Origin of the sequence: Aeromonas sp. S9(2024), assembly GCF_041403185.1 — a bacterium.
GTDB lineage: Bacteria > Pseudomonadota > Gammaproteobacteria > Enterobacterales > Aeromonadaceae > Aeromonas > Aeromonas enteropelogenes.
In genome coordinates this window covers 42,555-61,699 of sequence record NZ_JBGLRE010000005.1, presented here as the reverse complement: position 1 = coordinate 61,699, position 19,145 = coordinate 42,555, and the positions used below count along the sequence as shown (strand labels likewise).

Below are 19,145 nucleotides of genomic sequence, written 5' to 3'. Positions count from 1 at the left end.
TCGGTGACAATATTTGCCCTCTTCCAGCAACCATTTTGGGTTACTACATAAGGTTAAAACGATCTATGAAAAGAACACTCTTGTCCGTCATGGTGTTGCTGGGCGTCAGTGCCGGTGCCCATGCCGAGAACCTGCTCGACATCTACCAACAGGCCCAGCTCAAAGACCCGCAGTTACTGCAATCCAAGGCAGTACGCGACCAAGCCTTCGAGAAGATCAATGAATCCCGCGCAGCCCTGTTGCCCCAGATCAACCTGGGCGCCGGTCTGAACTACCTGCAGAACAAGAACGATACCCAGACCGGTACCACCGCCAGCGGCTCCCTCTCTCTGGATCAGTCCATCTATCGTCGCAGCAACTGGGTCAACCTGGATCTGACCGAGAAGAGTGCCACCCAGTCTGACGTCGCCTACAACCTTGAAATCCAGAACCTGATGCTGCGTACCGCCCAGGCCTATTTCAACGTACTCAAGGCGATGGACACCCTGGAGTTCGTGCGTGCCAACAAGGTGGCCGTAGAGCGTCAGCTGGAGCAAACCCAGCAGCGTTTCGAAGTGGGTCTGACCGCCATCACCGACGTGCATGAAGCCGAAGCCTCCCGTGACCAGGCGCTGGCGGACGAGATCAGCGCCGAGAACGAGCTGGACAACAGCTACGAGACCCTGCGCGAGCTGACCGGTATCGACCATCGTTCGCTGGATGTGCTCAACACCGAACGCTTCAGCCCGCAGAAGACCGCTTTCGGCTCCGACAAGTGGCTGGAGCTGGCGCTGGACAAGAACCTGCAACTGCACAGTGCCCGCATCGCGAAAGACATCGCCAAGGAGCAGATCGATCTGGCAAAGACCGGCCACGAACCGACTCTGGATCTGGGTGCCGGTCTCTCCGCCAGCAATACCGACTACAAGGATGAAGTGATCAACCCCGAGAGCAATGGCAACCAGGCCAATGTCGGGCTGACCTTCAAGCTGCCCATCTACAGCGGCGGCGCCACCAGCTCCCAGGTCAAACAGGCACAGTTCAACTATGTGGCCGCAAGCGAGCTGCTGGAGAAGAACTTCCGCTCGGTGCAGAGCACTGTGCGCTCTTCCTACAACAACGTAAACGCCAGCATCGGCTCGGTACGTGCCTACAGCCAGTCCGTCATCTCCGCCGACAGCGCCTTGAAGGCGACCGAAGCCGGTTATGAGGTCGGTACCCGTACCATCGTCGACGTGCTGGACTCCACCCGCAAGCTGTACGACGCCAAGCAGAAGCTCTCTGCCGCCCGTTACAACTACATCCTCAACATCCTGAGCCTGAAACAGGCGGCCGGCATCCTGGAAGAGCAGGATCTGGTAGAAGTGAACCAGGGACTGATGCCCGCCAGCGCCAAACCCAAGGCCTGATAGCATGACCCGGATATGAAAAAGGCGACCATAAGGTCGCCTTTTTGCTGCCCGTTGCCAGGTCAGGAAGCCGGGCCAGCCTTAGCGGGCACCGCTCGACCTTAACCGCGTTCGCGGATGGTCTTGATGATGTCGGTAGTGGAGCAGCCGTCTTCGAAGTTGAGAACACGCACTTCGCCACCGTTGGCAGTCACCTCGGCGTAACCGGCGATCTCTTCCGGCTTGTAGTCGCCACCCTTGACCAGCAGATCTGGCAGGATCTCGGCGATCAGACGCTGCGGCGTGTCTTCACCAAACGGCACCACCCAGTCCACGGCACCCAGCGCAGCCAGCACCGCCATGCGACGCTCGGTGGGGTTGACCGGACGGCCCGGCCCCTTGAGGCGGCGCACCGACTCGTCGGTGTTGACCGCCACGATCAGGCGATCCCCCAGCTTGCCGGCATTGGCCAGATAGGAGACATGACCGGCATGCAGGATGTCGAAGCAGCCATTGGTCATCACCACCTTCTCGCCGCGCAGGCGGGCGGCGCGCACGGCCACCTTCAGCTGGGCCTCGGACATGACGCCGAAGCCGGTTTCCTGCTCGGTGTAGAGCGCGTTGGCGAGCTCCACCGGGCTGACGGTGGAGGTACCCAGTTTGCCGACCACGATGCCGGCAGCCGTGTTGGCCAGGGCACAGGCTTCATCCAGGCTCTTGCCTGCCGCCAGTGAGGTAGCCAGGGTGGAGATCACGGTATCGCCGGCACCGGTGACGTCATAGACCTCGTGAGCCTGGGCCGGCAGGTGCAGCTCGGGCTGCCCTTCGCGGATCAGGGTCATGCCGTTTTCGGAACGGGTCACCAGCAGGGCATCCAGCTCGAAACGCTTGACCAGTTCCAGGCCTTTGGCGACCAGCTCGTCTTCACTCTTCACCTTACCTACCACGGCCTCGAACTCGGACATGTTGGGGGTCAGCAGGGTGGCACCACGATACTTCTCGAAGTCGGTTCCCTTGGGATCGACCAGCACCGGGATACCGGCGGCGCGGGCACGCTTGATCATGCCGGGCACGTCGTTGAGGGCACCCTTGCCGTAGTCGGAGAGGATCATCACGTCGGAGTTCGGCAGCGCCTGCTCCACCTTGCCCATCAGCAGGGACGCATCGACCGCATGGAAGCCCTCTTCAAAGTCGAGGCGCAGCAACTGCTGGTTGCGCGACAGCACCCGCAGCTTGGTGATGGTCGGATAGTCGGCCAGACGCACGAAGTCACAGGCGACCTTGACGCCGGCCATCTGGCCAGCCAGGGCATCGGCCGCCTCATCCTGACCGGTCAGGCCCAGCAGCACAGCCTGGGCACCCAGCGCGGCGGAGTTGAGGGCCACGTTGGCAGCGCCGCCCGGGCGCTCCTCGATGTGCTCAACCTTGACCACGGGCACCGGTGCCTCGGGCGAGATCCGGCCGGTGGGGCCATGCCAATAGCGGTCAAGCATGACATCGCCAACGACCAGAATGCGGGCTTTTTCAAACTCGGGCAGGGTGATCTTCATCTGTATAGACTCTCAAAACCTGAAAAATCAGCCGCCGATTTTATCACACTCTTTTAGCCGGTGTAGAAAAAGCCGAACGCGGTTGCCAACCCTTGTCACGTAAAGCGGACGCAACGACCCCTCTGACCAGCGCACGGCCATTCGCCCACTCGCCCCCTTTTCGGATAGAATCTCCCGATTGTGTTTGCGAACAAGAGATTAGCCATGGCACACGACAACGCTCCCCGCCTTGAGCCCCGCCTGTTTCATCCCCGTTACTGGGCCAGCTGGTTCGGCCTCTCCCTGCTTTGGCTGCTGACACTGCTGCCGTGGCGCAGCCAGATGTGGCTGGGGCGCCACCTCGGTCGTCTCGCCGCCAAGGTGCTCAAATCGCGGGTCAGAATTGCCCGCCGCAATCTGGAGCTGGCAATGCCCGAGCTGACCAAGGATCAGCGGGAGAAGCTGCTTGTGCAGAATTTCGAGAGCGTCGGCTGCGCCATCTTCGAAGTGGGCATCGCCTGGTTCTGGCCGGACTGGCGGATGCGCAATCTGATGAAGGTAGAAGGAGAAGAGCACGTCATCGCCGCCGTGGAACAGGGCCAGGGCATGCTGTTGCTCTCCTGTCATTTCCTGACTCTGGAGCTCAATGCCCGCTGCTTCGGTCTGGTACGTCCCGGGGTCGGCGTCTATCGCCCCAACACCAACCCGGTGCTGGAATATGCCCAGTACCATGGCCGCTGTGCCTCCAACAAATACCTGGTGGATCGCACCGACGTGAAGGGGATGATCAAGGCGCTGCGCAACGGCGATGCGCTCTGGTACGCGCCGGATCACGACTACGGTGCTCATGCCAGCGTGTTCGTACCCTACTTCGCGGTGGAGCAGGCCGCCACCATCACAGGCACCGCCACCCTGGCGCGGGTGAAGAACACCGTCACCCTGCCCTGCTACAACATCCGCACCAAAGAGGGCTACACCCTGCACATAGGGGCACCGCTGGCCGATTACCCCACTGGCGATGACCTGGCCGATGCCGCCCGTGCCAACAGGGAAATAGAAGCCGCCGTTCGGCAGGCGCCGGAGCAATACATGTGGCTGCACCGCCGCTTCAAGACCCGCCCCTCCCCCGAGGACGCCGGCTTCTACTAACGCCCCCTGTGATAAAAAGCCCATAAAAAAACCGCCTGCTGGCGGTTTTTTTATGGGCCTTCCACGAACCTCGATGCTCTCTCATCGCCCTCATCAAACGGCCTTTGGCAAGAGAAATCGACGCTCACATAAATCCCTTTCTCCCCTCTGCAAGTAACACCTGATGCTAAACGAACGAGACCTAGTTACTTAGGGCAAAAACTGAAAGTGGGTTACAAATTTATTGATTCATTGGTGAGCAGGATTTGATCGCCAGAAATCGATTGCTACCACCCCGAATAGTTGCACTCGCCAGCAAGCCTCGTTTGGATGCAAAAATTAAATTTGTGATACAGATCATCTATTGCAGTATCTTGCGCAAACGATAAATGGTGATATCGATCACAAAAAATGGGAGTAAAAAACAGGAAATGTCGAAATGTAGCCGAATTACATAAATTTAATGTGATCGGCGTCACTATGAATAGATGTGCCACCCCGGGGTATGTGAGATGTAGATCACAAGACACCCCGTTTTCAGCCTAATTTGATCGCAAGCTGGTAGATTGAAGTTGCTTAGACGACTAGGGATGGGGGTTCGGCAAAACCCGTCATCCCGACTACTACTTTCAATCAAACAGGCTTAAAACGGGGTGCCGTCATGTTATCACCGGATACCAAAGTCAAGATACAGAATTTTGGACGCTTCCTGTCCAATATGGTCATGCCCAACATAGGCGCCTTCATCGCTTGGGGGTTCATTACCGCCCTCTTCATCCCCACCGGCTGGCTGCCGAGCGAAACCTTGGCCAAGCTGGTCGGTCCCATGATCACCTACCTGCTGCCGCTGCTGATTGGCTACACCGGCGGCAAGCTGATGGGTGGTGAGCGGGGCGGTGTGGTGGGCGCCATCACCACCATGGGGGTCATCGTCGGTACCGACATCCCCATGTTCATGGGTGCCATGATGGTTGGCCCCCTCGGCGGCTGGGCCATCAAGCGCTTCGACAAGGCGATGGACGGACGCGTCAAGAGCGGTTTCGAGATGCTGGTCAACAACTTCTCCGCCGGTCTCATCGGCATGTTGCTGGCCATCCTCGCCTTCTTCGTGATCGGTCCCTTCGTCAAGGTGCTCTCCGGCATGCTGGCCGGTGGCGTCGGCTTCCTGGTGGACAACAACCTGCTGCCCCTCACTTCCATCTTCGTCGAACCGGCCAAGATCCTGTTCCTCAACAACGCCATCAACCACGGCATCTTCTCGCCGCTGGGGATCCAGCAAGCCACCGAGCAGGGTCGCTCCATCTTCTTCCTGATCGAAGCGAATCCGGGCCCTGGCATGGGCGTGCTGCTGGCCTACATGGTGTTCGGTCGCGGCGCCGCCAAGCAATCTGCCGCCGGCGCCTCCATCATCCACTTCTTCGGTGGCATCCACGAGATCTACTTCCCGTACGTACTGATGAATCCGCGCCTCATTCTGGCCGTCATCGCCGGTGGCATGACAGGGGTCTTCACCCTGACCCTGTTCAACGCGGGTCTGGTCTCCCCGGCGTCTCCGGGCTCCATATTCGCCGTGCTGCTGATGACACCCAAGGCTTCTCTGGTGGGCGTGCTGCTCTCCATCGCTGCCGCTACTACCGTCTCCTTCCTGGTCGCCGCCGTCTTTGTCCGTGCCCAGCAGCCGGAAGCCGACGAGGCCGATGCGCTGGATGAAGCCACTCGCAAGATGAAAGCCATGAAAGGCGGCAAACCGGAAAGCGCCCCCGCCAAGAAGAGCAATGGCGAACTGATGGCGGTACGCAATATCGTGGTTGCCTGCGATGCGGGCATGGGCTCCAGCGCCATGGGTGCCGGCATGCTGCGCAAACGGGTGCAGGCCGCCGGTCTCGACATCAGCGTGACCAACCGCGCCATCGATCAGCTCGATGATCAGGTGGACTGGGTCATCACCCACCAAGATTTGACCGAGCGGGCCCGCCGCCATGCGCCGCACGCCCATCACATTTCGCTCACCAACTTCCTCGACAACGCGCTCTATCAGGAGCTGGTACAAAGCCTGACCCAGGCCCGCGCCGCCAACGACGATGTGGCCAACCCCAGGCTGCTGGTGGCTGCCAACGATGACAACTATGAACAGCAGGAGCCGGAAGTCTTCACCCTGAGCCTGCAGGACGTGCATCTGGGCCTCAAGGCCGACAACAAGGAAGAGGCCATCCTGGCGGCCGGCAAGCTGCTGGCGGAGCGGGGCTATGTGGCACCGGACTACGTCAACGCCATGCTGGAGCGCGAGCAGCTGGTCTCCACCTATCTCGGCGAGTCCATCGCCGTGCCCCACGGCACCATCGCCGCCAAGGAGCACGTCAAGCGTACCGGCATCGTCATCTGCCAGTATCCGGCCGGCGTTCCGTTCGGCGAGGCGGCAGACGAAGTGGCACGCCTGGTGATCGGCATCGCCGCCCGCAACGACGAACACATTCAGGTGATAACCCGCCTGACCAATGCACTGGATGAACCCGGTCTCATCGACCAGTTGGCCAGCACCACGGATCCTCAGGCTTTCCTGGATCTGCTGGGTGCCGAACAGGCCGCCTAATCATCCTTCATCGTCTTTGGTTATAGAGGTTAACATCATGAAAACTTTACATTTTGGTGCAGGCAATATCGGTCGTGGCTTCATCGGCAAACTGCTGGCGGATGCCAGCCACCAGGTCACCTTCGCCGACGTCAACGAGACCCTGATCGACCAGCTCAACCACCGTCAGGAGTACAGGGTCCACGTGGTGGGGGCAGACCAGAAGCTGGACGTGGTGCGCAACGTCGCCGCCGTCAGCTCCGCCGGTCATGAGGTGATCGCCCGTCTCATCACCGCCGATCTGGTGACCACGGCGGTCGGCCCCAACATTCTGGACAAGATTGCCAACACCCTGGCCAAGGGGCTACAGGCACGCTTCGATGCCGGTAACCTGACTCCGCTCAACATCATCGCCTGCGAAAACATGGTGCGCGGCACCAGCCACCTCAAGCAGGAGGTACTCAAGTACCTACCGGTCGCGTATCATGCCACCCTCGAATCCTGCGTCGGTTTCGTCGACTCGGCGGTGGATCGCATAGTCCCGCCCACGGCCGCGGCCAACGACGATCCGCTGGAGGTAACGGTGGAGAGCTTCAGCGAGTGGATCGTCGACCAGACCCAGTTCAAGGGCGAGCTGCCCCAGGTAGCAGGCATGGAGCCCACCGACAACCTGATGGCCTTTGTCGAGCGCAAGCTGTTCACCCTCAACACCGGCCACATCGTCACCGCCTACCTCGGCAAACTCAGGGGCTATCGCACCGTACGCGAGGCGATCGAGGATCCGGTGATCCGCAGCAAGGTGCGCCGCGCCATGGAGGAGAGCGGTGCCGTGCTGGTGAAACGCTACGGCTTCGACCCGCGTCTGCACGCCGCCTATATCGAAAAGATCCTGGCCCGTTTTGCCAACCCCTATCTGGTGGACGAGATCGACCGGGTTGGCCGTCAGCCGCTGCGCAAGCTGGCGGCAGGGGACAGGCTGGTGAAGCCACTGCTCGGCACCCTGGAGTACGGCCTGCCCAATGATCACCTGCAGGAGGGGATCGCCGCGGCGCTGCACTATCGCAACGCCGATGATCCCCAGGCGGTGGAATTGCAGACCCTGCTGGCGGATCTGGGCCCGGCCAGGGCACTGGCCCGGGTGACCGGGCTGGAGGCCGACAGTGAGATAGTGGGCACCATCGTCGCCCGTTACGAGAGCATGAAGTGATCGGAGGGGCGCTCGCTGTGATCACAAGCCATTGAAGGATCGGCCAATACGCCCCATATGACAGCAACCGGGAGAGAGGCCTTCTCTCTCCCAAGTCAGCAGGACCCAATGAAGTTATGACCACACACCAGGAAGATGAAGTACTGGAACGACTAAACGAGCAGGATGGCCCCCGCGGCTTCTTTCTCGAAGCCGTCACCATCCTGGAAGAAGCGGTCGACTCCCTGATGCGACAAGCCTTTCGTCAGGAGGAGTACGCCGTCAAATACGCCATCGAACCCTTGCTCAACCAGAGCGGCCCCCTCGGTCAGTTGGAGGTACGGCTCAAGCTCATCTTCGCCCTCGGCCTCATCTCCCTCGAACGTTATCAAGATCTTGAAGCCTATCTGAAGTTCCGCGATTTTCTGGTACGCGACCCCAAGGACTACCGATTCTGCGACAAGCCGGTTCGTGATCTGCTCGAACGCCTGCACGGCATCAACTCCGGCAGCATGCTCTCCCAGGAGCCCCCCGCCGACGAAGCGGATTGGCCCTTCTACCAGATGCAACTCAACCGACTCGATCAGATGGTGCGCTCCGCACTGGTGCTGGCGATCGCAGACTGCGTCAACGATCTCCACAAGGAGAGCCCCATCTAATCAGGCCCTGCGGCCCGAGTCAGGCGACAAGGAGTCGCCCTCCCTTTTTCCAGCACCTTCCATTGCCGTTTTCTCCCTGTCATCGTCGCTGTTCCTCACTCTACGGGGTGTCAATCCGACCATGAACCCCACTACACTAGCTCCAGGTCCATCTCCTGAATCGAGGTCTTCATGATCGCTCTCTCCCTGGCTGGCATCGCTCTGGTCTCCGTGCTGGCCCAATGGCTTGCCTGGTCGCTGCGGGTGCCTGCCATCCTGTTTTTGCTGCTGACCGGCCTCACGCTGGGGCCGGTCAGCGGCCTGCTCGACCCGGATGCCCTGCTCGGGGATCTGCTATTCCCGCTGGTATCGCTGTCGGTCGCCATCATCTTGTTCGAGGGGGCGTTGACCCTGCACCTGAAGGAGCTCAAGGGGATCGGCAAGGTGGTACGCAACCTCTGCTCCACCGGCATGCTGGTGAGCTTCGCCGTCATTGGCAGCGCCGGTTACTTCCTGCTGGGACTGGACTGGCGGGTCGCCATGGTGCTCGGCGCCGTGCTGGTGGTAACGGGGCCGACCGTGATCGCCCCCATGCTCAACGTGATCCGCCCCACCCGGGAGGTGGACCGCATCCTGCGTTGGGAGGGGATCGTCATCGACCCCATCGGCGCCCTGTTTGCGGTGCTGGTGTTCGAGGCGGTGCGCCTCGGCAGCCAGGGGGATCTGGTCAGCCACACCCTGCTGGCCTTGGCCAAGACGGTGAGCATCGGCACCCTGACCGGGGTGGCGGCAGGCTGGTTCACCACCCTGCTCATGCGCAAAGACTGGCTGCCGGTCACCTTGCACAAGTTCGGTGTGCTGGCGCTGGTGCTGATCACCTTCACCTTCTCCGACTGGCTCAGCCACGAATCCGGCCTGCTGGCGGTGACCGTGTTCGGCATCTGGCTCGCCAATCAGGAGGGGCTGGATCTGGAAGAGGTGCTGGCCTTCAAGGAGGACCTCGCCGTCATCCTCATCTCCAGCCTGTTCATCCTGCTGGCGGCCCGCCTCGATTTGGCCCAGCTCTGGCAGCTCGGCCCCATGGTGCTGGCGCTGCTGTGCGTGGTGCAATTCATCGCCCGCCCGCTCTGCATCCTGGTCTCGACCTGGGGCTCGGATCTCTCCTGGCGCGCGCGGGCTCTACTCGGCTGGATAGCACCGCGCGGCATAGTGGCGGCGGCGGTCAGCGCCTCCTTTGCCATCAGCCTGCATGAAGCCGGCATCCCGGATGCGGACAAGCTGGTGCCCTTGGTGTTTGCGGTGATCATCTCCACCGTGGTGCTGCAGAGCCTCACCTCGGCACCGCTGGCGGAGCTGCTCAAGATGCGCCAAAGCGCCCCCAACACCCTGCTCATCATAGGTGCCAACTCGGTGGCGCGGGCCATCGGCAAGGCGCTGGCGGATCAGGGGGTACCGGTTCAGCTCTGCGACCCGGCCTGGGAGTTCTGCCGCCAGGCGCGGATGAGCAACCTGCCCTGCTACTTCGGTAATCCCCAGTCGGAGCATGCCGAGCTGCACCTGCCCCTCACCAGCATCAGCAACGTGCTGGCCCTCTCCCCCAACCGCCACAACAACGCCCTCGGGGTGCTGCACTTCGCCCACCTCTACGGGGAGGAGAGAGTCTACTCCCTGCGTTCCAGCGAACAGCACGGCAAGGCGAACCGGGAGAGCGCCACCTTCCGCGCCCGCCAGAACCTGTTCGGATCCGAGGTCACCTACGCCCGCCTGAGCAGCCTGCTGAGCCGCGGCGGCCAGATCAAGGGGACCCGCCTGAGCGAGGCGTTCGACTGGGTGCAATATCAGGAGGCCAACCCGGGCGCCATCCCGCTATTCGTGCTGGATGCCAAGGGAGCGCCCCAGATAGTGACGGGACCGGTCAGCCCGGATGCCGGTGAGTTGCTGATCGCCCTGCAGCCGCCAAAAGAAAATCCCTTGCCGTGAGCACCGGCACGCCTCCAGGCAACCCGCTGCTCGCTCCCCTGCTGGCACTGCTGCAACAGGCGAGCAGCAGCTACAAGGTGCACGAGTTGCTGGCCGAATTGCGCCGGCAGGGGGCCATCCCCACCCTGGCCGAGGATGAGCAACTGCAGCTGTTTCGGGTCAACTTCCTCATCATGAACGCCCTCTACCAGCTGCAGGAGGAGCTTTATGAGGAGGGATGGTGGCTGGTGATCAGCACCCTGGATATCCGGCTGGAGGCTCGTGCTGGCATGTCGACGGATGAAAAGACAATGGCGCACAACCACTCTCTTCGCGACTACTACTGCGACTGGCAGGTGTTCTGGCAGACCGACCGGGAGGAGGTAGAGGCACTGCTCAACCGCTTCTGGCAGGGCTTGAATGGCGAGGAGAACCGGCGGGAAGCGCTGGCCCTGTTCGGGCTTGCGGCCGATGCGACCCAGGAGACCATCCGCCAGCGCTGGCGGGTACTGGCACTGTGTCATCACCCGGATCGGGGCGGGGATGCAGAGGCCTTCATGCGCATCCGCTGGGCCTGGGAGTGCCTGCGAGGGTGAGCCCTTTGCGGCTCTTTGGTGCCGGACATAAACTGAAGAGGGATATTCCTCCACAGGAGCGCATCATGACCGTCAGTGAACTTCGCAAGCTCTATCAGCAACAGACCCTGCAAGAGGCCGAGATCCTGCACGATATTGCCATTCCCGGCTGGATCATCGAGTTTCGCGGCAAGGATGGCACCCTGTTCGAGCTGACTGACACCCTGGGTTGCCCCATCAGCTTCGGCACGGTCGAACAGGCCCGCGAGCATGTCCACCTGGTGGCGGACTGCCCGGTGCAGGTAGAACACCTCTACCGCTTCTTCGAGCGCTGAGCGCCCCACCACCAGCAAGAAGGCTCCTTAAAGGAGCCTTTTTTCATTCCGGTTGCAGCGGTTCCGGCTCCTTGCCCTCCAGTCGCCTGACCGGTTTTTGCAGGATCAGGTTGGCGGGATAGGTGACCAGATCGCCGTTGTCATCGCGCACCCGCACATAGAAGAGACCTATCTCGGTGATGACGCCGGTGACGGAGTCATCCTTGTCGAGGATGCGGATCCGGTCGCCAATCCGGTAGGGGAAGGCGAAGAAGATGGTGATGCTGGCGGTGATGTTGGAGAGGATCGACCACTGGGCCACCATGGCCACCCCCAGCACGGCGAAGAAGGAGGAGGCCAGCACCACCAGCCGGGAGAAGTCGAGCCCCCACACCCCGGCCAGGATCAGCAAGGTGGCGCACCCTTGCAGGAAGTGGAACACATGGGCCACGTAGATGACCCGGTTCTCGCTTACCTGCTTGGTCTGGGCCAGCGCCAGCAGGCTCTTGCGAATGATCCGCCGCAGCAGGGCATGGGCCAGCAACAGCAGCAGGGTGAGGCCGATGGATTGCCACATGGTCAGGTTCATGGGTCACCACCAGCGTTTGTGCTTGAGCCAGACCGCCAGCCCGACGGCCAGCGCGGTCAGGGAACCGCAGAAAATCCAGAAGGCGGTCGGGCTGTCAGCCCCCGGGATCCCCCCCAGGTTGATGCCGAACAGGCCGGTCAGGAAACTGGCGGGCAAAAACAGCAGCGCCATCACCGACATCTGGTAGGCGCGGCGGTTGGTCGCCTCCGCCATCAGGTTGTTGATCTCGTCCGCCAGCACGGCGGTACGCGCCACCCCGGCATCCAGATCGTCGAGCCAGCGCCGCAACCGATCGGCGATGTCGAGCAGGCGGCGCCTGTCGTCCTCGTCCAGCCAGCTGATCTTCTCGTTGGCCAGGCGCGCCACCAGATCCCGCTGGGGGGAGAGGTAGCGACGGATCATGATGAGCTGCTTGCGGATCAGCGCCAGCCGGCCGTTGGCGGGCAGATCCCGCGTCAACACCTGCTCCTCCAGATCGAGGATCTGGTCGTGCAACTCCTCGACAAACTCCCCAGCCCGATCGGTCAGGGCATCACACACCTCCACCAGCCAGTCGGCCGGGGTATCGGCGCCGCCCCCCAGCTTGAGCTGGTTAAACACGTCCTGTTCCGACAGCAGCGGCCGGCGGCGGCTGCTGATGATGAGATCCGGGGTGATGAAGATGCGCAGGGCCACCATCTCCTCTGGCCTGTGATCCTTGTTGTGATTGATGCCGCGCAGGATCAGCAGCACCGTCTCCCCCATCCGCACCAGCTTGGGGCGGTTGCTCTGGCCGAGCAGGGATTCCCGCGCCGCATCGCTCAGCAGCGGGGTCTGCAACAGCCAGCGTGCCGCCTCCGGATTGCCGTAATCCAGGTGCAGCCAGCCGGGTTCCTCCGCCGGCACCTCGCTGCCTGCCGCAAGCGGGGTCATGCCCCCCTTGCCATCCAGGGTCAGGGCATAAATCACATCACTGGGCACCCGATCCATCTCTTCTCCTCGCTGATTCAATCGCTGGGGCCCAGCTTACACCAAAGCCTGCCCCGACTCAGCCTGCCCCTGTGATACCATGCCCGCTCGCGTTTTTTTGCCTACAGGAAACCACGCCATGCCGATCTGGGTTGATGCCGATGCCTGCCCCATTCCCATCAAGGAGATCCTCTACCGCGCCGCTCACCGCGCCCAGGTGGTGACCACCCTGGTAGCCAATCAGGGGCTGCGGGTACCGCCCTCCCCCTTCATCAAGACCCAGCAGGTGGAGAAGGGATTCGACGTGGCGGATCATGTCATCGCCCAGCAAGTCCAACCCGGCGATCTGGTGATAACGGGGGACATCCCCCTCGCCTCCTGGGTGATCGAAGCCGGCGGCGAGGCGCTCAATCCCCGCGGCGAGATCTACACCCGCGAGACCATCAAGGCGCGGCTCGGCATGCGCAACTTCATGGAGGAGCTGCGCTCGGCCGGGGTTCAGACCGGCGGCCCGGCCCCCCTCAACGCCGCCGACAAGCAGCGTTTCGCCAACGCCCTCGACAAGTGGCTGATCCGCGGCAAGCTGGGGTGACCCTGGCGCTCTGCCCCGTTGCCTGCAAAAAAGCACGCCGCCCGTTTCGCGCTTAATTCTTTCTTAAGCCTCACGAACTAGCCTTGTGGATGTTTGACTGACATCCACAAGGAGCCCGTGATGAAACTCTCCCCCCTGTTGTTGCTGATCCCCCTGTTCAGTGCCGCCGCCCTGGCCGAACCCCAGTGTACCCAGACCGACAAGGCCAGCTGGCTGAGCGAGGCCGATGCCCAGCAGCAGATCAAGGCGATGGGTTACGAGATCAAGAAGTTCAAAGTCACCGACACCAACTGCTACGAGATCTACGGTTGGGACAAGGAGAAGCGCCGGGTAGAGATCTACTTCGACCCGACCGATCTCAAGAAGGTGAAAGAAGAGATCGACAACTGACGTCCCGACGGGCCGCCCCCCGCGGCCCTCTCTATGGAGCCTTGCCATGACCAACTGGACTGAAACCCGGGTATGGGATCCCGTCATCAGGGTATTTCACTGGCTGACGGTGACCCTCTGTCTGCTCAACTTTTTCGTGCTGGAAGAGGGCAGCCGCAACCACAGATATGTCGGCTATGCCCTGGGTGCCCTGTTGCTGATCCGGCTGTTGTGGGGACTGGTCGGCTCCTACTATGCCCGCTTCGGCCAGTGGTGGCCCACCCCGGCCCGGGTGCGTGCCTATCTGCGCCAGCTGCTGCAGGGGCGCCATCCCTATTACCTCGGGCACAATCCGGCCGGCGCCCTGATGATCTGGCTGCTGTTGCTGTCGCTGCTCGGCACTATCGTCACCGGCTGGCTCACTACCTGGGATGCTTTCTGGGGCGAGGATTGGCTGGAGGAGCTGCACGGCGTCATCGCCAACACTCTGATGGCGGCGGTGGGCGTCCATGCTGCCGTGGTGATCCTGACCGATCGCCTCACCCGCAGCGATCTGCTGCGGGCCATGGTGCTCGGCAAAAAACGGGTGCCCGTTCACGTCCAGGTGGAAGATCCGCGCAACGAGTGACCGGGCCGGCCTGCCGGCCCCGGTTTTTTGCTGCAATCCCCGGTGACACTGGTAAGATGCGCCGCCGTTTCTCCACGCCGTGACAACCATGACCGCCCAAGGGCACCTGCTGTTTTCCGTTACCTGTACCCTGCTCGCCCACAAATTCCAGCTCACCCCGGCCCTGGCCGATGCCAGCCTGTGGCACGCTATTCCCGCGGCACTGGCCAGCGCCCTGCTGCCGGATCTCGATCACCCCAAATCTGTGCTGGGACAACGGCTGCCGTGGATCTCGAAGCCGCTATCCCGGCTGTTCGGTCATCGCGGCTTCACCCACAGTCTGCTGGCGGTGGCTGTTGCCATCTGGGGGCTGAACCAGAGCCTTCCCCCCGATACCCTGCCGGTCGGTGTCAAGGATGCCCTGATCGTCGGCTATCTCAGCCATCTGCTGGGGGACTGGCTCACCCCGGCCGGTATTCCGCTGCTGTGGCCCGGCAAGCGGCGCTACCGGTTGCCGGGCTGGCCCCTCAAAAGTGGCGGCGCCCTCGAGACCGGTTTTTGCACCCTCACCCTGCTGGTGGCGGGTTGGTGGTGCGGCTGGCGCCTATGAAAAAGCCCCCGGCCGAAAAGCCGGGGGCCTGACAATCGCAAGGCATCTAATGATCAGATCATGATGCCTGCGATCACGGCGGAGAGCAGGCTCACCAGGGTGGAGCCGTAGACCAGCTTGAGACCGAAGCGGGAGACCATGTTGCCCTTCTCCTCGTTGAGCGCCTTCACCGCACCGGCGATGATGCCGATGGAGCTGAAGTTGGCGAACGACACCATGAAGATGGAAAGGATGCCGACGGTGCGCGGCGAGAGATCGGCGGCGATCTTACCCAGATCCATCATGGCCACGAACTCGTTGGTCACCAGCTTGGTCGCCATGATGGAGCCCGCCTGCAGCGCTTCACTGCCCGGGATGCCCAGGATCCAGGCGATGGGGTAAAAGATGTAGCCCATGACGTGCTGGAAGTTGACGCCAAACGCCATCTCGAACAGGTAGTTGATGAGGGCGATCAGGGCGATGAAGCCCACCAGCATGGCCCCGACGATTACCGCCACGGTGAAACCGGCCATGATGTATTCCCCCAGCATCTCGAAGAAGTTCTCCTTCTTCGGAGTGTGGTGCTCGTCACCCTCGGCCAGCGCCTTGGCGTCGGTCACCGTGTTGTCCGGCTCGTAGGGGTTGATGAGGGACAACACCACGAAGGTGCTGAACATGTTGAGCACCAGGGCGGCCACCACGTAACGCGGTTCGATCAGCTGCATGTAGGCGCCGACGATGGACATGGAGACGGTGGACATGGCGGTCGCCGCCAGGGTGTACATCTGCTTCTCGTTGAGGTGCGGCAGTATCTTCTTGAGAGCAATGAAGTTTTCAGACTGGCCGACAATCATGGCGCTGATGGCGTTGAAGGATTCCAGCTTGCCCATGCCGTTGATTTTGGCCAGCACAGTACCGATGCCGCGAATGACCAGCGGCAGCAGACGGATGTACTGCAGGATGCCGATCAGCACGGAGATGAAAACGATGGGCATCAGCACCATCAGGAAGAAGGAGAAAGCCCCCTCGTTGACCAGGCCGCCGAACACGAAGTCGGTTCCCTGTTTGGCAAACTCCATCAGCTTGGTGAAACCGGCAGCAAAACCGCCCACCACCGCCAGACCCACTTCCGAGTTCAGCATGAACCAGGCCAGCGCCAGCTCGACCACCAGCAGCTGGATGATGTAGCGCACCTTGATCTGTTTCCAGTTGTGGCGGTTGACCAGCAGCGAGAGCGCAAGGACCATCACGAGTCCGAGCACGAAGTGAAGATATTCCATAACCTGTAGCACCTGGGTGAATTGTAATTTTCGACCGGCGCCATCATAGAGATTCGTATATTTAAAAATCAGAGAATCATCACACTCCCACTCAATAAGCGGGAGCTTGCTATGGTAAAAACGTTTTTAAATTAATCTTGAAAAATCCGTTTTTAACGCCCTGAATAAAAAACATCAAAATTGAGCAAATTCAATACGATAAATTATTAATCAGATAACATTGATTGAGCTTTGATATTTTTAATCCTGTTTAAACAGGAGCCGAAACATTCCTTTATTTAAACAAGACATCAGCAAAACGTTTATCTTATATAACCAAACACCTTTTATTTAATTTCTTCGCAGCTGCCGTTGGCGTGCCATCAAACTCTGGCAGATAAACCAATGACACCGCCAACAGCCCCTCGGTCAACCGTTCAAATTTCCGCCACATCGGACGTCACATTCTGGTATGATGCGCCCCCTTGCGCGCCGCGCACCCCGTTTTCCGTGAAATAGAGTCCTTTTGTGAACAACAGCGAATTTAGCAGCCTGAACCTCCCCTCCGCCCTGCAAGAGAACCTCGCCAGCCTTGGTTATCTGCAGATGACCCCGATCCAGGCCCAGAGCCTGCCTCTGGTGCTCGATGGCAAAGACTTGATCGCCAAGGCAAAAACCGGCAGCGGCAAGACAGCTGCCTTCGGTCTCGGCCTGCTGGCCAGCCTTGACGTCAACCGGCTCGAGGTGCAGGCACTGGTGCTCTGCCCGACCCGCGAGCTAGCGGATCAGGTAGCCACCGAGATCCGTCGTCTGGCCCGCACCCTGCCAAACGTCAAACTGGTGACCCTGTGCGGCGGCACACCGACCGCACCGCAGTCGGCCACCCTGGGCTTTGGTGCCCACATCGCCGTCGGCACCCCGGGCCGGGTGCTCAAGCATCTGGAGCAGGGCACCCTCGATCTGGATTGCCTCAAGACGCTGGTGCTGGACGAGGCGGATCGCATGCTGGACATGGGCTTTGGCGAAGACATCAACCGGGTCATCGGTTATGCGCCGCGGGATCGCCAGACCCTGCTCTTCTCCGCCACCTATCCGGAGGGGATCGCCCAGATGAGCCGCGGCGTGCAGCGCAACCCGGTCGAGGTGAGCGTGGAGTCCCTGCATCAGGAGAGCGCCATCGAACAGAAGCTCTATGAAGTGCCGGCCGGCCAGCGTCTCGACGCCCTCACCTGGCTACTGAGCCACTATCAGCCCGCCTCCTGCGTGGTGTTCTGCAACACCAAGCGCGCCTGTAACGATGTGGCCGACCACCTGGCCGCCAAGGGCTTCTCGGCGCTGGCGCTGAACGGCGATCTGGAGCAGCGCGAGCGGGATCAGGTGCTGGTGCGCTTTGCCAACGGCAGCGCCACCATACTGGTGGCCACCGACGTGGCGGCCCGTGGCCTCGACATCAAGGAGCTGGGCGCCGTCATCAACTATGAGCTCACCTATGACCCCGAGGTGCATGTGCACCGTATCGGCCGCACCGGTCGCGCCGGTCAGCAGGGTCTGGCCCTGAGCCTCTATCAGCCGAACGAAGCGCAGCGCGTCAACCTCATCGAGAAGTACCAGCAGGCACCGCTGCCACAGGGCGATCTCGATGCCATCGGTCGCACTATCAAGCCGCTTGCGCCCCAGATGGTGACTCTCTCCATCGACGCGGGTCGCAAGACCAAGGTGCGGGCCGGGGATATCCTGGGCGCCCTGACCGGCGAGGGTGGTATTGCCGGAGCAGATGTGGGCAAGATCCAGATCGCCGAGCAGTACTCCTACGTCGCGGTCAAGCAGAGCGTGGCCAAGGCGGCGCTCAAGCGGCTGCAGGAAGGCAAGATCAAGGGACGCAGCTACCGCGCCCGCAAACTGGGCTAAGCCCGACGAGCACAGGCGCCGGCATGGCGCCTGTTTCATTTTCACCAAGGTCGCAAGACGACATGACAGAGACCATGACCCGGACAACTGAGCCACAGATAAGCTGCCAGAACTGCGAAGCCTGCTGCTGCCGCCTGGAAGTAATGCTGCTGACCGACACAGGGGTGCCGGATCGCTACATCGAAGAGCGGGAGGGCGAAGTGCCCGTGATGCAGCGGCTGGACGATGGCTGGTGCGCGGCGCTCGATCGCAATACCATGATGTGCCGCATCTACGATGTGCGCCCCCTGATCTGCCGCGAATTCGAAATGGGCGAACCCGACTGCATCGACGAACGGGACAAGTGGTTTATCAAACTCGGTTAAGAAGGTGAGCAGGCCAGCTGCGCCTCGAGCCAGGTGATGGCCGCCTGCTCGCACTCGCAGTAATGCACCGCCTTGAAGGGCACACCGGCGAAGACCTGATCGGCCAGATAACGCTTGAAGCCTCCCGACAACACCACCGCCAGATACTGGCAACCGCTGCCGGCGCACCAGTCAAACTGGCGATGAAAGCGGTGCAGCACTTCGGGGCCGGCCGCCTCGAACTCGGTGATAACCTCGACTATGCCCCAGGGGCCGCCTTGCAGTTCCGCCAGCGCATCGCGGAAGCGGGCCTCGTAGGCCATGGCGCCCGCCAGATTGAAGGCACCACTCGGGCGGCAGATCAGCATTTGCCCCCTGCGTTCCATTACAAACTTGCCGTGCGGCTGCATTCCGTTCCTCCCTGACTGGCGCCACTCCAGTGGCTGTTGCTATAAGATAATGATTTACATCAAAAAATCTACAGCATCGAAAACACCATCCGGTTCCCATACTGCCGCTGCCCCCATTGCGCCCCCTTGCTTCCACTCATTATGATCTTTATCAACAATCTCTTTTCATTTCATCCAAGGGTCCGACCAGAAATGTGGCATTGCCGTTAACAAAACGTTGCTGTTATCATCCGCGGCCATAAAACACTCCACCAGCAGGAATGTT

At 61.2% G+C, this 19,145-nt stretch carries 19 protein-coding genes; 14 read left to right on the top strand and 5 right to left on the bottom strand.

Annotated elements, in window-relative coordinates; all coding sequences use genetic code 11:
* Positions 1–65: 65 nt before the first annotated feature.
* The gene (gene tolC, locus ACB028_RS10025) at positions 66–1,388 is read left to right on the top strand and encodes an outer membrane channel protein TolC (RefSeq protein ID WP_026456748.1); all 1,323 of its coding nucleotides are present in this window, start codon (positions 66–68) and stop codon (positions 1,386–1,388) included.
* A gap of 101 nt (positions 1,389–1,489) precedes the next feature.
* On the opposite strand, the gene hldE is transcribed toward tolC, so the two are convergent.
* Positions 1,490–2,917: a bifunctional D-glycero-beta-D-manno-heptose-7-phosphate kinase/D-glycero-beta-D-manno-heptose 1-phosphate adenylyltransferase HldE gene (gene hldE / locus ACB028_RS10020; protein WP_042025895.1), complete on the bottom strand. Its 1,428-nt coding sequence runs from the start codon at positions 2,915–2,917 to the stop codon at positions 1,490–1,492.
* A 204-nt stretch (positions 2,918–3,121) separates the two neighbouring features.
* On the opposite strand from hldE, the gene lpxL reads away from it, so the two are divergent.
* The 7 genes from lpxL (at position 3,122) to ACB028_RS09985 (ending at position 11,286) form a co-directional block, all read left to right on the top strand.
* A complete protein-coding gene (lpxL, locus tag ACB028_RS10015) occupies positions 3,122–4,045 on the top strand; it encodes an LpxL/LpxP family Kdo(2)-lipid IV(A) lauroyl/palmitoleoyl acyltransferase (RefSeq protein WP_042025896.1) in 924 nt (307 codons plus the stop codon).
* Positions 4,046–4,685: 640 nt separating this feature from the next.
* Positions 4,686–6,614, top strand: a complete 1,929-nt coding sequence (locus ACB028_RS10010) for a PTS mannitol transporter subunit IICBA (RefSeq protein ID WP_223379203.1) — start codon at positions 4,686–4,688, stop codon at positions 6,612–6,614.
* 37 nt (positions 6,615–6,651) lie between these two features.
* A complete protein-coding gene (locus ACB028_RS10005; protein ID WP_371144196.1) occupies positions 6,652–7,800 on the top strand; it encodes a mannitol-1-phosphate 5-dehydrogenase in 1,149 nt (382 codons plus the stop codon).
* Between the two features lie 116 nt (positions 7,801–7,916).
* Positions 7,917–8,438: an MltR family transcriptional regulator gene (locus ACB028_RS10000; protein WP_042072650.1), complete on the top strand. Its 522-nt coding sequence runs from the start codon at positions 7,917–7,919 to the stop codon at positions 8,436–8,438.
* A 171-nt stretch (positions 8,439–8,609) separates the two neighbouring features.
* On the top strand, positions 8,610–10,397 hold the full coding sequence (locus tag ACB028_RS09995; protein WP_371144195.1) for a cation:proton antiporter: 1,788 nt from the start codon (positions 8,610–8,612) through the stop codon (positions 10,395–10,397).
* On the top strand, positions 10,394–10,972 hold the full coding sequence (locus ACB028_RS09990; protein ID WP_371144194.1) for a DNA-J related domain-containing protein: 579 nt from the start codon (positions 10,394–10,396) through the stop codon (positions 10,970–10,972). Before ACB028_RS09995 ends, ACB028_RS09990 begins: the two co-directional genes overlap by 4 nt.
* A 65-nt stretch (positions 10,973–11,037) precedes the next feature.
* Complete coding sequence (locus ACB028_RS09985; protein WP_026457683.1) at positions 11,038–11,286, top strand: hypothetical protein; 249 nt, start codon at positions 11,038–11,040, stop codon at positions 11,284–11,286.
* 43 nt (positions 11,287–11,329) lie between these two features.
* Here ACB028_RS09985 and ACB028_RS09980 read toward each other — a convergent pair whose 3' ends face one another.
* Both ACB028_RS09980 and zntB read right to left on the bottom strand, forming a co-directional pair.
* Positions 11,330–11,848 (bottom strand): mechanosensitive ion channel domain-containing protein, encoded by a 519-nt coding sequence (locus ACB028_RS09980; RefSeq protein ID WP_026457682.1) that lies wholly within the window; start codon positions 11,846–11,848, stop codon positions 11,330–11,332.
* 9 nt (positions 11,849–11,857) lie between these two features.
* Positions 11,858–12,823: a zinc transporter ZntB gene (gene zntB, locus ACB028_RS09975; protein WP_042072654.1), complete on the bottom strand. Its 966-nt coding sequence runs from the start codon at positions 12,821–12,823 to the stop codon at positions 11,858–11,860.
* 118 nt (positions 12,824–12,941) lie between these two features.
* On the opposite strand from zntB, the gene ACB028_RS09970 reads away from it, so the two are divergent.
* The 4 genes from ACB028_RS09970 (at position 12,942) to ACB028_RS09955 (ending at position 14,980) form a co-directional block, all read left to right on the top strand.
* Positions 12,942–13,394 (top strand): YaiI/YqxD family protein, encoded by a 453-nt coding sequence (locus ACB028_RS09970; protein WP_026458268.1) that lies wholly within the window; start codon positions 12,942–12,944, stop codon positions 13,392–13,394.
* Between the two features lie 120 nt (positions 13,395–13,514).
* A complete protein-coding gene (locus ACB028_RS09965; RefSeq protein ID WP_042025904.1) occupies positions 13,515–13,784 on the top strand; it encodes a PepSY domain-containing protein in 270 nt (89 codons plus the stop codon).
* Positions 13,785–13,830: 46 nt separating this feature from the next.
* Positions 13,831–14,391: a cytochrome b/b6 domain-containing protein gene (locus ACB028_RS09960; RefSeq protein WP_371144193.1), complete on the top strand. Its 561-nt coding sequence runs from the start codon at positions 13,831–13,833 to the stop codon at positions 14,389–14,391.
* An 88-nt stretch (positions 14,392–14,479) separates the two neighbouring features.
* On the top strand, positions 14,480–14,980 hold the full coding sequence (locus tag ACB028_RS09955) for a metal-dependent hydrolase (protein ID WP_201979788.1): 501 nt from the start codon (positions 14,480–14,482) through the stop codon (positions 14,978–14,980).
* 53 nt (positions 14,981–15,033) lie between these two features.
* Here ACB028_RS09955 and ACB028_RS09950 read toward each other — a convergent pair whose 3' ends face one another.
* The gene (locus tag ACB028_RS09950; protein WP_124238924.1) at positions 15,034–16,239 is read right to left on the bottom strand and encodes a NupC/NupG family nucleoside CNT transporter; all 1,206 of its coding nucleotides are present in this window, start codon (positions 16,237–16,239) and stop codon (positions 15,034–15,036) included.
* 507 nt (positions 16,240–16,746) lie between these two features.
* Between ACB028_RS09950 and dbpA the strand changes: the two genes are divergently transcribed.
* Together dbpA and ACB028_RS09940 are read left to right on the top strand one after the other, a co-directional pair.
* On the top strand, positions 16,747–18,126 hold the full coding sequence (gene dbpA / locus ACB028_RS09945) for an ATP-dependent RNA helicase DbpA (protein ID WP_371144192.1): 1,380 nt from the start codon (positions 16,747–16,749) through the stop codon (positions 18,124–18,126).
* Positions 18,127–18,200: 74 nt separating this feature from the next.
* Positions 18,201–18,491 carry a YkgJ family cysteine cluster protein gene (locus ACB028_RS09940; protein ID WP_026456947.1) on the top strand — a complete coding sequence of 97 codons (291 nt, stop codon included), beginning with the start codon at positions 18,201–18,203 and terminating at the stop codon, positions 18,489–18,491.
* Here the strand turns inward: ACB028_RS09940 and ACB028_RS09935 are convergent.
* Positions 18,488–18,880 carry a hypothetical protein gene (locus tag ACB028_RS09935; RefSeq protein ID WP_342017663.1) on the bottom strand — a complete coding sequence of 131 codons (393 nt, stop codon included), beginning with the start codon at positions 18,878–18,880 and terminating at the stop codon, positions 18,488–18,490. The genes ACB028_RS09940 and ACB028_RS09935 overlap by 4 nt on opposite strands.
* Positions 18,881–19,145 lie beyond the last annotated feature (265 nt).

Bases quoted from the DNA above. Each gene is read 5' to 3' on its own strand.
- tolC (WP_026456748.1), top strand. From the start codon at position 66: ATGAAAAGAACACTCTTGTCCGTCATGGTGTTGCTGGGCGTCAGTGCC.
- hldE (WP_042025895.1), bottom strand. From the start codon at position 2,917: ATGAAGATCACCCTGCCCGAGTTTGAAAAAGCCCGCATTCTGGTCGTT.
- lpxL (WP_042025896.1), top strand. From the start codon at position 3,122: ATGGCACACGACAACGCTCCCCGCCTTGAGCCCCGCCTGTTTCATCCC.
- ACB028_RS10010 (WP_223379203.1), top strand. From the start codon at position 4,686: ATGTTATCACCGGATACCAAAGTCAAGATACAGAATTTTGGACGCTTC.
- ACB028_RS10005 (WP_371144196.1), top strand. From the start codon at position 6,652: ATGAAAACTTTACATTTTGGTGCAGGCAATATCGGTCGTGGCTTCATC.
- ACB028_RS10000 (WP_042072650.1), top strand. From the start codon at position 7,917: ATGACCACACACCAGGAAGATGAAGTACTGGAACGACTAAACGAGCAG.
- ACB028_RS09995 (WP_371144195.1), top strand. From the start codon at position 8,610: ATGATCGCTCTCTCCCTGGCTGGCATCGCTCTGGTCTCCGTGCTGGCC.
- ACB028_RS09985 (WP_026457683.1), top strand. From the start codon at position 11,038: ATGACCGTCAGTGAACTTCGCAAGCTCTATCAGCAACAGACCCTGCAA.
- zntB (WP_042072654.1), bottom strand. From the start codon at position 12,823: ATGGATCGGGTGCCCAGTGATGTGATTTATGCCCTGACCCTGGATGGC.
- ACB028_RS09970 (WP_026458268.1), top strand. From the start codon at position 12,942: ATGCCGATCTGGGTTGATGCCGATGCCTGCCCCATTCCCATCAAGGAG.
- ACB028_RS09965 (WP_042025904.1), top strand. From the start codon at position 13,515: ATGAAACTCTCCCCCCTGTTGTTGCTGATCCCCCTGTTCAGTGCCGCC.
- ACB028_RS09960 (WP_371144193.1), top strand. From the start codon at position 13,831: ATGACCAACTGGACTGAAACCCGGGTATGGGATCCCGTCATCAGGGTA.
- ACB028_RS09955 (WP_201979788.1), top strand. From the start codon at position 14,480: ATGACCGCCCAAGGGCACCTGCTGTTTTCCGTTACCTGTACCCTGCTC.
- ACB028_RS09950 (WP_124238924.1), bottom strand. From the start codon at position 16,239: ATGGAATATCTTCACTTCGTGCTCGGACTCGTGATGGTCCTTGCGCTC.
- ACB028_RS09940 (WP_026456947.1), top strand. From the start codon at position 18,201: ATGACCCGGACAACTGAGCCACAGATAAGCTGCCAGAACTGCGAAGCC.
- ACB028_RS09935 (WP_342017663.1), bottom strand. From the start codon at position 18,880: ATGCAGCCGCACGGCAAGTTTGTAATGGAACGCAGGGGGCAAATGCTG.